This window comes from Bacillus sp. YKCMOAS1 (genome assembly GCF_030268125.1).
Taxonomy (GTDB): Bacteria; Bacillota; Bacilli; order Bacillales; family Bacillaceae; genus Bacillus; species Bacillus safensis.
The window spans coordinates 51703-64707 of the sequence record NZ_BSEI01000001.1 but is presented as its reverse complement, the minus strand read 5'-3'; the positions used below and the strand labels follow the sequence as shown (position 1 = coordinate 64707).

Sequence of the window (13005 nt, the reverse complement as noted above, 5' to 3'; positions counted from 1 at the left end):
TTTAAGCTATCATTAGAATCTTTTCCCTGCTTAGCATAATGGGAAAAACGTGCTATAATGTTCAGAAGATTTTTTAAAACTAGCTTTTATAATCTGAGGTGTGAAATCAAATGAAACTAACAGAAAAAGAAACTGAAATATTAGAGATTTTAGATGAAAACAGCCGTGCCGATTTAAATACAATTGCAAAAATGGCAGGCGTGACAACAGAAGAAGCCGAAGCCATCATTCAAAAACTTGAAGATCAAAAAGTCATTATTGATTATTCAACTATGATTGACTGGCGAAAAGTGGATGGCCATGAAGGCGTTACAGCAATGATTGATGTAAAAGTGACACCAAAAAGAGGCGTTGGATTTGATGAAATTGCTGAACGGATTTATCGGTTTCAGGAAGTGGAGTCTGTCTATCTCATGTCAGGTGTTTATGATCTTTCCGTTGTGATCCGCGGAAGATCTATGTCTGATATTGCCCGCTTCGTATCTGAAAAATTATCGACACTTGATTCCGTTGTTTCAACAACTACCCACTTTATTTTGAAAAGATATAAACATGATGGGAAAGTGTTTGAAACAGGAGACGATGACAAAAGAATCGTGGTGTCTCCTTAAATGAAAAAGTCTTATTTATCTGAAACGGTACAAAGCATTCAGCCGTCAGGTATTCGGAAATTCTTTGATTTGGCTGCCACAATGGAAGGGGTTATCTCCCTTGGTGTCGGTGAGCCGGATTTCGTGACAGCTTGGAATGTCAGAGAAGCAAGTATTATGTCATTAGAACAAGGACTGACCTCCTATACGGCGAATGCAGGTTTAATCTCTTTGCGAAAAGAACTGAGCCACTATTTATATAAGCGGTTTCACATTGACTACAGTCCAGAAGAAGAACTCATTATCACAGTTGGCGGAAGCCAGGCACTTGATTTGGCCTTTCGTGCGATTTTAAACAGCGGAGATGAAGTGATCATTCCAGAGCCTTGTTTCGTAGCATACGGGGCGCTTACGACACTTGCAGGCGGAGTGCCTGTCTATTTAAGTACATCCGCTGAAAAAGATTTCAAAGCGGATTCTGCTGATCTTCGCACAAAGCTGACGCCGAAGACAAAAGCCATTTTGCTTTGCTCGCCATCAAATCCAACGGGATCTGTTTATTCAAAGGAAGAGCTTGAAGATATTGCTCAATTTGCGAAAGAGCATGACCTGCTCATTATTACGGATGAGATTTATGCTGAGCTGACATACGATGAAGCTTTTACAAGCGTGGCGGCTATTCAGGATATGAAAGAAAGAACGATCTTGATTTCAGGCTTTTCTAAAGGATTTGCCATGACGGGCTGGCGCTTAGGATATGTGGCAGCACCACCTGTACTGCGCGATGCCATGCTGAAAATACATCAATATTCTATGATGTGCGCGCCGGCGATGGCACAATATGCGGCAGAAGAAGCATTAAAAAATGGGCTTGAAGATGTAGAGAAAATGAAGAAAAGCTATAGAAGACGCCGTAATTTGTTTGTCGGCTCCCTGAATGAACTAGGACTCACATGCCACCAGCCAAACGGAGCATTTTACGCGTTCCCATCGATTAAAAGCACAGGCATGACATCAGAACAATTTGCTGAGGAGCTGCTCCTAAGTGAAAAAGTCGCTGTTGTTCCTGGGAATGTATTCGGACCGAGCGGTGAGGGTCATATACGCTGTTCATATGCTTCGTCACTTGATCATCTTCAGGAATCACTTTCAAGAATTCAGCGCTTTTTGCAGGCTCGACAAGTGAAGGAAGAAGCATCAGCCATCTTAAAATAAAAAAAGGCATCAATCCAAATGGACTCATGCCTCACAAATTAGGGGGGAATACTAGAAAGCATTCTTGTTTTCAGGTATTCCCCCTTTTGATCTAATCTAAACCCATTTAAAAAATATTTTGCGTAACTGCCCGTTCTGTGATATAGTTTTTAATTGCGTATAAACGAATATTAAAACATTTATTTAGGAGTTGTTATCATGGCGACAAAGTTTGAAGTAGGCAGTGTTTACACTGGTAAAGTAACAGGATTACAAGCGTATGGTGCGTTTGTTGCATTAGATGAAGAAACTCAAGGACTTGTGCATATTTCTGAAGTAACACATGGCTTTGTAAAAGACATCAACGAGCACCTTTCAATTGGTGACGAAGTACAAGTAAAAGTTCTTTCTGTTGATGAAAATGCAGGTAAAATCAGCCTTTCTATCCGTGCGACACAAGAAGCACCTGAAAGAAAAGAAAGCAAACCAAAGAAACAAAGACCACAGCAAGTGAAAGAAGAAGCTGCTGCACCACAAGGTTTCAATACACTTAAAGATAAACTTGAAGAGTGGATTGAGCAATCAAACCGTAAAGACCTTATCAAGAAATAATAAAAAAGCACCGCTTCAAACGGTGCCTTAGATTGTTGACAAAGGGCTAAAATGATCTTTATTTTAGCCCTTTGTCTTTTTTTTCAGCGTGATAGAAAACCTTTGAAGTCTAGGAAGGGCGAGCACTGCTGGAGCGGAGCGAATTTAGAATTCGTGAGCACCAGCGTGCAGACCTGACACCGAATGCGAGGGTTTGTCTACACGCTGAGGCTGCCTCACGTAGGCAGCCTTTTTTATGTCCTTTTATTTAACGAACCTCTGGATTTGGCTCGTCACGGCGAACAGCTTCTTCGCTTGGCTTGAACAACAGACCAAGGTTGACAAGACCTGCAATTCCAACAAGACCATAAATAATACGTGATAATGCAGAACCTTGTCCGCCAAAGATCGCTGCTACTAAGTCAAATTGAAAAAAGCCGATTAGTCCCCAGTTAATAGCACCGATAATCGTGAGCACGAGGGCAATACGCTGAATAGCACTCATCGTGATTCCTCCTTTCGCTACAGCATCAATACATTTATATTTTGCAGATTTTTAGCCAAACTATGCGTAAGAAAATGGATGAAAGCAAATTACTTTACTTTTGGAATGAATGAGGCGCATAATGTAGCGCGAGGAGGAGATCACATGGATCGATTTACTTATTGGAACCCAACAAAATTAATTTTTGGAAAGGGAGAAGTATCAGCCCTTTCAGATGAACTCAAACACTACGGAAAAAACGTATTACTTGTATATGGTGGAGGCAGTATTAAACGAAACGGCCTTTATGACCAAGTTGTCAGCATCCTAAAAGAATCAGGAGCTGCCATCACTGAACTTTCTGGCGTAGAGCCAAACCCGCGCTTAACAACAGTAAGAAAAGGGGTCGAGCTTTGCAAAGAGAACGATATTGATTTTATTTTGGCAGTTGGCGGCGGCAGTGTCATTGATGCGACAAAAGCAATCGCTGCTGGTGCGAAGTACGATGGAGATGCTTGGGATATCGTGACACGTAAGCACGTCCCAATGGAAGCTATTCCGTTCGGTACTGTGTTGACACTTGCCGCAACAGGCTCTGAAATGAACTCTGGATCAGTTATCACAAACTGGGAAACAAATGAGAAGTATGGCTGGGGAAGTCCAGCAGTTTTCCCGAAATTCTCTATTCTGGATCCAGTCAACACATTCACTGTGCCTAAAAACCATACGATTTATGGCATGGTTGACATGATGTCACATGTGTTCGAACAATATTTCCATCACACGGAAAATACGCCTTATCAAGATCGTATGTGTGAAGGACTTCTTCGCACTGTCATTGAAACGGCACCGAAGTTGATCAACGATCTAGAGAACTATGAGTTGCGTGAAACGATTTTATTCACTGGTACAATTGCGCTCAATGGAATGCTTTCAATGGGGGCACGTGGTGACTGGGCATCTCATAACATTGAGCATGCAGTATCTGCTGTCTATGATATTCCTCATGCAGGCGGACTTGCGATCTTATTCCCGAACTGGATGAAACATGTGATTCAAGAAAACCCAGGCCGTTTTAAACAATTAGCGGTGCGTGTATTCGATGTAGACCCTGCGGGCAAAACAGACGAAGAAGTCGGCTTAGAAGGAATCGACAAGCTGTCTGCTTTCTGGACAAGTCTTGGTGCACCAAGCCGTTTAGCGGATTATGACATCAACGATGAGAAAATTGATTTAATTGCAGACCGTGCAATGGCACGTGGTGAATTTGGTCAATTTAAAAAGCTCAACAAAGAAGATGTTTTAGCTATTCTGAACGCTTCTTTATAATTGAACAACAAAAGATAGCTGCTTGCGGGCAGTTATCTTTTTTTGAGTTCATCGTGTACATATGTTACAGTAGTCTTTCATGTTTTTGGATATATTCGTTGTAAGGAGATGTTTCAACAGATGGAGAATTTTATTTACTACAATCCAACAAAATTGATGTTTGGAAAAGGACAGCTAGAAGGACTCAAAAGCGAACTCGCTCGTTATGGAAAACGAGTGTTACTTGTATATGGCGGCGGCAGCATTAAGAAAAATGGTCTTTATGACAATGTCATCCGTGCGTTAAATGAAGCAGATGCTGAAGTGTTTGAGCTGTCTGGTGTTGAACCAAACCCGCGCCTCACAACAGTGAAAAAGGGAATCGATATCTGCCAAAAGGAGAACATTGATTTCTTATTAGCCGTTGGCGGCGGGAGTGTGATCGACTGTACAAAAGCGATTGCAGCCGGAGCAGAGTATGACGGTGATGTGTGGGATATTATTTCAAAGAAAACAACCGCTCAAAAAGCACTGCCGTTTGGCACAGTACTGACACTTGCAGCAACTGGTTCAGAAATGAACCCGGACTCTGTCATCACAAACTGGGAAACGAATGAAAAATATGTGTGGGGCAGCTCTGTCACTCACCCTGCTTTTTCGATTCTAGACCCTGAGCATACGTATTCTGTGCCAGAAAACCAGACAGTGTATGGTATGGTCGATATGATGAGCCATGTATTTGAACAATACTTCCATAATGTCAAAAACACGCCTCTACAAGATCGGATGTGTTTTGCTGTTCTTCAAACAGTCATCGAGACAGCACCAAAGCTTCTTGAAGACTTGCAAAACTATGAACACCGTGAAACCATCCTTTATGCAGGAACGATTGCTTTAAATGGCACGCTGCAAATGGGTTACTTTGGCGACTGGGCGTCCCATACGATTGAGCATGCTGTATCGGCTGTCTATGACATTCCGCATGCAGGCGGGCTTGCTATCCTCTTCCCAAATTGGATGCGCCACACACTCGATCATAATGTCGAACGCTTTAAAAACCTTATGCTGAACATGTTTGACATCGAAACAGAAGGAAAGTCAGATCGTGACATCGCATTAGAAGGAATCGACAAACTGTCAGCGTTCTGGACAAGCCTTGGTGCACCAAGCCGTTTAGCTGATTATGACATTGGTGAGGATCAACTGGACAAAATTGCCGACATTGCAGCAAAAGAAATGGAATATGGTGGTTTTGGAAACTTTATGAAACTTAACCGTGATGACATTCTATCGATTTTGAAAGCTTCTTTATAATCCAGATTGCCGCTTCTTATTCGAAGAAGCGGCTTTTTGTTCTGCCAGTGACGATCACTTGATTTCAAAAGCTAGTTCCGCTAAAGTGAAAGGGACAGAACTAACGTAATGGAGGGCTTACAAGCGATGACACATATTCAATTTGACTACTCGAAAGCGTTACCTTTCTTTCAAGAACATGAGCTTACATATTTAAAAGATTTTGTGAAGGTGGCCCATCATAATATTCATGAACAAACGGGTGCAGGCAGTGACTATTTAGGCTGGGTGGACTTGCCGAAGCAATATGACCGCGAAGAATTTGCCCGCATTAAAAAAAGTGCAGATAAAATTAAGTCTGACTCTGATGTCCTGCTTGTTGTTGGAATCGGCGGGTCATATCTAGGTGCACGTGCGGCAATTGAGTTTTTGAACCATTCTTTCTATAACACATTGCCAAAAGGCAAGCGCAAGACACCACAAATCATTTTTATTGGAAACAACATCAGTTCTTCTTATTTAACAGATGTGATGGATCTATTGGAAGATGCAGATTTCTCCATTAACGTGATTTCAAAATCTGGTACAACAACAGAGCCAGCCATTGCGTTCCGCATCTTTAAAAAGCTCCTTATTGAAAAATACGGTGCTGAAGAGGCGAAAAAACGTATTTATGCGACAACTGACAAGGCACGCGGTGCACTGAAAACATTAGCAACTGAAGAAGGCTATGAATCATTTATCATCCCTGATGATGTAGGTGGACGCTATTCAGTATTAACAGCAGTCGGTCTTTTGCCAATCGCTGTGAGCGGAGCGGACATTGATCAGATGATGGAAGGTGCGGCAAAAGCAAGTGAAGACTTCGCTTCATCTGAGCTTTCTGAAAATGCAGCTTACCAATATGCTGTCGTCCGCAATGTCCTTTACAATAAAGGCAGAACGATTGAAATGCTGATTAACTATGAGCCAGGCTTGCAATATTTCGCAGAATGGTGGAAGCAATTATTCGGTGAAAGTGAAGGTAAAGATGAAAAAGGAATCTATCCTTCATCTGCTAACTTCTCAACAGATCTTCATTCACTTGGCCAATATGTTCAAGAAGGAAGAAGAGACTTGTTCGAAACAATCGTCAATGTAGACAAGCCTCGACATGAGCTTGTGATTGAAGCAGAAGAACAAGACCTTGATGGCTTGAACTATCTGGCAGGAAAAACGGTTGATTTCGTCAATAAAAAAGCATTTGAAGGAACAATGCTTGCCCATACAGATGGAAAAGTACCGAACCTTATCGTGACAATTCCTGAGATGGATGCTTATACATTCGGATACCTTGTGTACTTCTTTGAGAAAGCATGTGCGATGTCTGGATATTTACTAGGCGTCAATCCATTCGATCAGCCTGGAGTAGAAGCTTATAAAGTGAATATGTTTGCTTTACTAGGCAAACCGGGCTTCGAAGAGAAAAAAGCAGAGCTTGAAAGCCGTTTAAAACAATCATAAGACGAAAAAGCACACCTTTACATAAAGGTGTGCCTTTTTTGTTTTCTTCAGGTTCCTGTGCAAGCTTTCCTATGTTCTGTACATAGAATAATAAATGGAGGAGGGTGAAAAATGAGGACCAATCATATTTACATTCATGATATTTCTGGCCAGGCGATCGTGAACTTTGGCAATGTCGGACGCATTTGTTCTATGAGTGCTACGAAGGAAACAGCAGGTTCCGGCAGCGATAACGAGACGAATCAATCATCTAATCAAAGCCTATTTGATGCCGCGTTTACAAACAATGTACAAATCACAAAGGGCAAATGTATGAATTCCTCTCTTTAACGAACCCTATACAAAAAGGAGGGTTTCGTATGATTCATGTACCATCCAGGCTGCCTGGTGAAAGCTTTTCACTTTACCATTTAGAAGAAACGATGAAGCCGCTCGGTTATGTCATTAATGGCAACTGGGATTATGATCACGGATATTTTGATTATAAAATTGATAACCGTGATGGCTATACCTTTCTCAGAGTTCCATTTACAGCCGAGAAAGGCCAGCTGGATCAGCCAGGTGTTGTGGTGAAAATGGGACATCCATTTCTCTTAAAACATGTATATCAAGACAAGTTAGATGATCATGCGATGGTTGGAAATGTGGGCGCATCCTTTAACCAATTCCAAGAACCAAAAGAGAAAGATGGAGATGTATCAAAGGCTTATGCTGAGATTGGCTTTTCGCTCGTCAAGGAATTAGAAGACGCACTGCTTTAAAGGCTGATCAGTTCATCCTCTGGATGAAGCTCATAGCCAAAGGGAGGATTCATCATGGGTCCTTCTTTTTTTTGTACGCCAACGATGATCACATGATGCTCTAAAAAGTGATGGAGCGCTGTTAAGAAGGTTTCTCCAGCCAATGAAGCCGGTACAGGTATGATGGTGACGTTTTTATGCAAGGTCATTTGTCGTTTTTTTGTTAACGCCGTAAGCTGTTCCTTTATCAGAAAATGTTCAACCATTAAATGATTGACAGCATCAGAGGTATGAATAACTTGGTTGGCACCAGCACGTTCGGCATTTTTCACGTAACGATCTGTTAAGATTTCGATTAAACAATATAGCGAAGGGTTTAATCCTTTTGCTGCAAGTAAGGTTAAAACACTCTGCATATCGGCTGTCACTTCATTTTCATGCTGATCTGCGGTAATCATCAGTGCATCTGCACCGGTAATATTGGCTTTACGGAGTGTGCTGTCTTCGGTCCCATGTCCTTTAATAAAATGAACATTCTCTAAAAGAGGCCCCTCTTTCAAGGAGTCATCAATCAGCACAATCGGCATGGCTGGATCAATCGTTTGAAACGACTGAAGAAGTTTGTTCGTCTTCTCGTTCCAGCCGACGATAATCAAGTGTCCTTTCCCCTTAAAGGCTACCTTGCCCTCAACATAATGGTGCTGCTTGCTGAACACAGCTGCGGCAAGTGTGGCGAAATAAGCGGTGACAAAGCTGGCTCCGATAAAAATGAGTGCCATACCCGCCACCTGCCCTGGCATGGTTTGCGGCACAAAATCACCGTAGCCAACCGTAGAGACTGTAATGAGCGCCCACCAGATCCCATCAAAGATCGTATGATACTGCTTCGGTTCAAGTAAAACGATTAATTGTCCAAAAAAAAGAAGCAAGAAACAGATGATGATGGCAATTCGAAGATAAAGCGGCCACCTTAGCCAAGCGATAAAGATACGGTTTGATTTCATCGGACTCTTCCTTTCAGGAGAATGCTAATGTCAGTATGCCCGATTGAGGAAACATTTTTTCATCTTCGTCATGTATTGAAATAGAACCCATATCTTAAAATAAGGGAGAAGAAGGAGGGAATTCGAATGTCGTTCGTTCAAAAAACCGCACTTCTTTTTATTGGCGCGCACTTTTTATCATCAGCTGTCATCTTACTCGTGTTTGATTTAAATGCTGTGAATCATTTTATGAGTGATTTTTCATGGTTGCACTTTTTTCAAGAGCTCTATGGTACAGTGACCTTTTATACAGCTTGCTTAGGTGTGTTCTTCTTTTTCATTGGTGCGGTCATTCCCCTGAAAAAGACCTAGTGCTTTTTGCTGTACATGGTACATAAAAGTCATTAAAATTGTAAATAAATATATAAAATAAAAAGGAAGCTGATGAGCATGCTGTTTTTTTATTTTTTAACATTTGCCGCATTGGGATTATCATTTTGGGCACAATTTAAAGTGAAGAATAATTTTGAAAAGTATTCAAAGGTGGAAGCATCTAGTATGAAAACAGGTGCTGAAACCGCTCGATATATTTTAGATCGAAACGGGTTATACGATGTGCCCGTTGAACCGGTAAGAGGAACTTTGACTGATCATTACGACCCGACGCAGCGTGTGGTTCGTTTATCTGAACCTGTGTACTATGGCCACTCCATTTCGGCCATTTCAGTCGCATCACACGAGGTTGGACATGCCTTGCAGCATCAGGAATCCTATGGTGCGCTTGTTTTGAGACATAAGATCTTTCCTGTCGTGAACTTTGCATCTGGTGTTGCTCCGCTTCTTTTCCTTGGTGGAATTTTGCTCAGCAGCCTTAACTTAATCGGGCTTGGGATCATTTTGTTCTCAGCAGCTGTATTCTTTCAGCTTGTGACATTGCCTGTCGAGTTTAATGCAAGTTCTCGTGCAAAAGATATCATTGTTTCAGAAGGAATCATTAGAAGCAGTGAAGAAAGAGGCGTGAACAAGGTGTTAAATGCTGCAGCTCTTACGTATGTAGCAGCGGCCCTTGTCTCCCTGTTTGAATTGCTCCGTTTTGTAATGATCTTCCTAAATGGCCGTAATGATTAATTGATGCCAGAGGAGGTGAGCCCTTACCAGTGTTAGGTAAGGGTTTTTTTGTACATTTTAAACGTATTTTTAGTCATATTACTCATTGCTGCGACAGCATTTTTTGTTGTCACTGAATTTGCGATTGTGAAAATTAGAGGCTCTAAAATCAACCAGCTGATTGAAAGCGGTGATAAGAGGGCCATCCATGTTCAAAAGCTGATATCAAATCTGGACGAATATTTGTCCGCCTGTCAACTTGGAATTACCATCACAGCTTTAGGCTTAGGGTGGCTGGGTGAGCCGACGGTGGAGCATTTTCTGCATCCGCTTTTTGAAAGAATCGGGCTTCATTCCGCATTAACTGACATCCTTTCGTTTATCATCGCATTTGTGATCATTACGTTCTTACATGTTGTTGTTGGAGAACTCGCGCCTAAAACAATTGCCATTCAAAAGGCAGAGGCCGTCAGCCTTGTGACAGCAAAACCACTCATCTTTTTCTATAAAGTCATGTACCCGTTTATTAAAGCATTAAATGGAGCTGCACGAAGCATCGTGAAATTATTTGGTTATCATTCTGTCAAAGAACATGAGGTGGCGATTAGTGAGGAAGAATTGCGACTCATTTTATCTGAAAGCTATGAGAAGGGTGAGATTAACCAATCTGAGTACAAATATGTGAATAAAATTTTTGAATTTGATAACCGAGTGGCGAGAGAGATCATGATCCCGCGTACAGAAATTTCAGCTATAGAGATTGAACAGACTCTGGATGATGTGACTCATTATATGCTGAACGAAAGGTACACACGCTACCCTGTTATTAAAGAAGACAAAGATCATGTGATTGGAGTTATCAATAGCAAAGATGTATTTAAAGCGAGCTTCCTAAATCAAGATGTATCTATTGAAGACTTAATGCGTCCGGTGATCCGAGTCATTGAAAGCACCCCTGTTCAAGAATTGCTCATTTTGATGCAAAAGGAACGAATCCATATGTCAGTGCTCGTAGACGAATACGGAGGTACAGCGGGACTAGTCACAGTAGAGGACATATTAGAGGAAATTGTCGGAGAGATTCGAGATGAATATGATCAGGATGAAACACCTCACATCGTGAAAAAAGGTGATTTCCATTATGTGATGGATGGGAAAGCGTTAATTGACGAAGTAAATGATTTATTGGATTTAGCCATTGAGAATGATGATGTTGATACAATTGCAGGCTGGATGATGACGCATAAATTTGATTTTGACATTGGAGATACGATTGAAGCAGAAGGCTGTGAATTTACGATCATTGATGCTGAAGACCACTATATTCGAACCATTGAAGTCAAAAAGGTCCACTTTTCTTAAAAACCTCGTATTGCTTGACGAGGTTTTTTTGCTTGGTAAACTTTAGGTAAGAAGATTTGTTTCACATAAAAAGGGTATGAATTTATAGAAACGTCAAAAAGGGGCAGCTCATATGAAAAAAATCAATGTACAAACAGACAGACGCGATGACATGATCGATGTCACACACGAGGTTCTCCAATATGTCAGGGAAACAGGCATACAAAACGGAACTGTCATCGTCTATTGTCCACATACAACAGCAGGGATCACCATTAATGAAAATGCGGATCCAGATGTGAAACGGGATATGCTTCGCCGGCTTGATGAAGTCTTCCCGTGGGAACATCCAAAGGACCGCCATATGGAAGGAAATACGGCAGCACATATGAAAGCGAGTTATATGGGGGCGTCTCAGCATGTTCTCATTCATGATGGAGATCTTGTACTTGGCACTTGGCAGGGAATCTATTTCTGTGAGTTTGATGGGCCGAGACATCGTCATTTTTATGTACAAGTGTCGTCAAACGAGTAAGAGATGGGGGAAGTAAATGGGGGATATCAAAAAGTTACTGCAGATTGAACATGGAATCATCCAAGCGCCAATGGCAGGAGGAGCTGTGACACCGCAGCTGGCAGCCGCTGTTTCGGAATACGGAGGGCTTGGCAGCCTGGCAAGTGGATATGTGCAGCCTGACCATTTAAGACAGCAGATTAGACAGGTCAAACAACTGACATCTCGCCTGTTTCAGGTCAATGTGTTTGTACCAGAGTCAATTCCAGAAGTGAAAAAAGAGGATGTGGCATTTTGGGAAAAGAGACTGCCTGCACGCCCGTCAGCAGATAGGATGCCAAGCGAAGAAGAATTGTGGGATGATTTTGAACAAAAAATCAACATTCTTCTGGAAGAAGACGTTCCGATTGTTTCCTTTACATTTGCCTGTCCAAAAGAACAAACGATTCACCGCTTAAAACAAAAGGGAATCTTTTTAATCGGAACGGCCACAACAAAAGAGGAAGCACTGCTTTTAGAGGAAAAAGGAATGGATGCTATTGTTCTGCAAGGAAGTGAAGCAGGGGGGCATCGCGGCACATTTTTACATGCAAAAGGAGACGCACTGCTGGGACTGATCAGTCTGATCTCTGATGTCAAACCGCTCTGCCGCGTGCCATTGATTGCCGCCGGAGGTATCACGGACCGAGCAGGTGTGAAAGCAGTGCTGGCGCTTGGAGCAGATGCGGTTCAAATCGGCACAAGGTTTTTAGCCAGCCAGGAAAGTGCTGCGGCAGAGGTATACAAGAAGGCCATTTTACAGGCAGAAGGCAGTGAAACAAGGGTGACAAGGCTTTTTTCTGGGAAAAGAGCGAGAGGCATTGTGAATCAGTGGATGGAGGATGAAAGCCTGCATGAAGATAGGGTTCTTCCTTATCCGGTTCAGCATGTATGGACAACACCGATGCGAAAAGCAGCCGCTGCCGGCGGTAACCCTGAACAAATGGCTCTGTGGGCAGGACAGGGCGTTGGACGTATTCACTCGATTTTAACCGTTGAAGACATCATGCACGAACTGACGCAGATATAAAATCATGACGGGTGGTGTGACAGGATGGACATCTTAAAACATTCCTACCGAAAAAAAGGTCAGATTGAATTCTGGTTTGATGATTTCCCTCATTCTCCTGCCGTCCTTACGCCCATTCGTCACTACTATTTTGTTCGATACGTGAAGTGGAGCAGGCACGATCCACCGGTCACAAGAAAAGATTTAGAAGAAATGGAGATCCTTGCGAACACGTTGCTTGGCACACTCCCAAATTATCGTAAACGCAAGGCATACAAAAGCCCCTTGTCATAACCAATAGACAAGAGG

The 13005-nt window shown here is 42.2% G+C and carries 16 protein-coding genes; 14 read left to right on the top strand and 2 right to left on the bottom strand.

The window, feature by feature from the left end; genetic code table 11:
- Positions 1-110 precede the first annotated feature (110 nt).
- From QSJ46_RS00395 to yugI, 3 genes are all read left to right on the top strand, one after another.
- Entirely contained in the window at positions 111-611 is a 501-nt protein-coding gene (locus QSJ46_RS00395) for an Lrp/AsnC family transcriptional regulator (protein WP_003213765.1), read from the top strand.
- The gene (locus QSJ46_RS00390) at positions 612-1805 is read left to right on the top strand and encodes an aminotransferase (protein WP_039181074.1); all 1194 of its coding nucleotides are present in this window, start codon (positions 612-614) and stop codon (positions 1803-1805) included.
- A gap of 198 nt (positions 1806-2003) precedes the next feature.
- Positions 2004-2396 (top strand): S1 domain-containing post-transcriptional regulator GSP13, encoded by a 393-nt coding sequence (gene yugI, locus QSJ46_RS00385; RefSeq protein WP_008345795.1) that lies wholly within the window; start codon positions 2004-2006, stop codon positions 2394-2396.
- A 247-nt stretch (positions 2397-2643) separates the two neighbouring features.
- On the opposite strand, the gene QSJ46_RS00380 is transcribed toward yugI, so the two are convergent.
- Positions 2644-2880, bottom strand: coding sequence for a DUF378 domain-containing protein (locus tag QSJ46_RS00380; protein WP_003212952.1), 237 nt, complete (start codon positions 2878-2880; stop codon positions 2644-2646).
- Positions 2881-3024: 144 nt separating this feature from the next.
- Here QSJ46_RS00380 and QSJ46_RS00375 point away from each other — a divergent pair, with 144 nt between their 5' ends.
- The 5 genes from QSJ46_RS00375 to QSJ46_RS00355 all read left to right on the top strand — a co-directional run bounded on the left by QSJ46_RS00375 (position 3025) and on the right by QSJ46_RS00355 (position 7724).
- Positions 3025-4188 (top strand): iron-containing alcohol dehydrogenase, encoded by a 1164-nt coding sequence (locus QSJ46_RS00375; protein ID WP_047203924.1) that lies wholly within the window; start codon positions 3025-3027, stop codon positions 4186-4188.
- A gap of 120 nt (positions 4189-4308) precedes the next feature.
- Positions 4309-5481: an iron-containing alcohol dehydrogenase gene (locus tag QSJ46_RS00370; protein ID WP_047203925.1), complete on the top strand. Its 1173-nt coding sequence runs from the start codon at positions 4309-4311 to the stop codon at positions 5479-5481.
- Between the two features lie 126 nt (positions 5482-5607).
- Positions 5608-6963 carry a glucose-6-phosphate isomerase gene (locus QSJ46_RS00365; RefSeq protein WP_024423293.1) on the top strand — a complete coding sequence of 452 codons (1356 nt, stop codon included), beginning with the start codon at positions 5608-5610 and terminating at the stop codon, positions 6961-6963.
- Positions 6964-7074: 111 nt separating this feature from the next.
- Complete coding sequence (locus QSJ46_RS00360; protein WP_047203926.1) at positions 7075-7293, top strand: hypothetical protein; 219 nt, start codon at positions 7075-7077, stop codon at positions 7291-7293.
- 29 nt (positions 7294-7322) lie between these two features.
- A complete protein-coding gene (locus tag QSJ46_RS00355; protein ID WP_024423291.1) occupies positions 7323-7724 on the top strand; it encodes a YugN-like family protein in 402 nt (133 codons plus the stop codon).
- Here QSJ46_RS00355 and QSJ46_RS00350 read toward each other — a convergent pair.
- Positions 7721-8707: a potassium channel family protein gene (locus QSJ46_RS00350; RefSeq protein WP_047203927.1), complete on the bottom strand. Its 987-nt coding sequence runs from the start codon at positions 8705-8707 to the stop codon at positions 7721-7723. The two genes, QSJ46_RS00355 and QSJ46_RS00350, sit on opposite strands and share 4 nt — an antisense overlap.
- A 126-nt stretch (positions 8708-8833) precedes the next feature.
- Between QSJ46_RS00350 and QSJ46_RS00345 the strand changes: the two genes are divergently transcribed.
- From QSJ46_RS00345 to QSJ46_RS00320, 6 genes are all read left to right on the top strand, one after another.
- The gene (locus QSJ46_RS00345) at positions 8834-9058 is read left to right on the top strand and encodes a YuzI family membrane protein (RefSeq protein WP_107163129.1); all 225 of its coding nucleotides are present in this window, start codon (positions 8834-8836) and stop codon (positions 9056-9058) included.
- Positions 9059-9139: 81 nt separating this feature from the next.
- Complete coding sequence (locus tag QSJ46_RS00340) at positions 9140-9814, top strand: zinc metallopeptidase (protein ID WP_024423288.1); 675 nt, start codon at positions 9140-9142, stop codon at positions 9812-9814.
- Positions 9815-9862: 48 nt separating this feature from the next.
- Positions 9863-11155, top strand: coding sequence for a hemolysin family protein (locus QSJ46_RS00335; RefSeq protein ID WP_285604132.1), 1293 nt, complete (start codon positions 9863-9865; stop codon positions 11153-11155).
- A 112-nt stretch (positions 11156-11267) separates the two neighbouring features.
- A complete protein-coding gene (locus QSJ46_RS00330; protein ID WP_039181060.1) occupies positions 11268-11669 on the top strand; it encodes a secondary thiamine-phosphate synthase enzyme YjbQ in 402 nt (133 codons plus the stop codon).
- Positions 11670-11685: 16 nt separating this feature from the next.
- Positions 11686-12717 (top strand): NAD(P)H-dependent flavin oxidoreductase, encoded by a 1032-nt coding sequence (locus QSJ46_RS00325; protein WP_047203930.1) that lies wholly within the window; start codon positions 11686-11688, stop codon positions 12715-12717.
- Positions 12718-12741: 24 nt separating this feature from the next.
- Positions 12742-12990, top strand: a complete 249-nt coding sequence (locus QSJ46_RS00320) for a hypothetical protein (protein WP_047203931.1) — start codon at positions 12742-12744, stop codon at positions 12988-12990.
- Positions 12991-13005 lie beyond the last annotated feature (15 nt).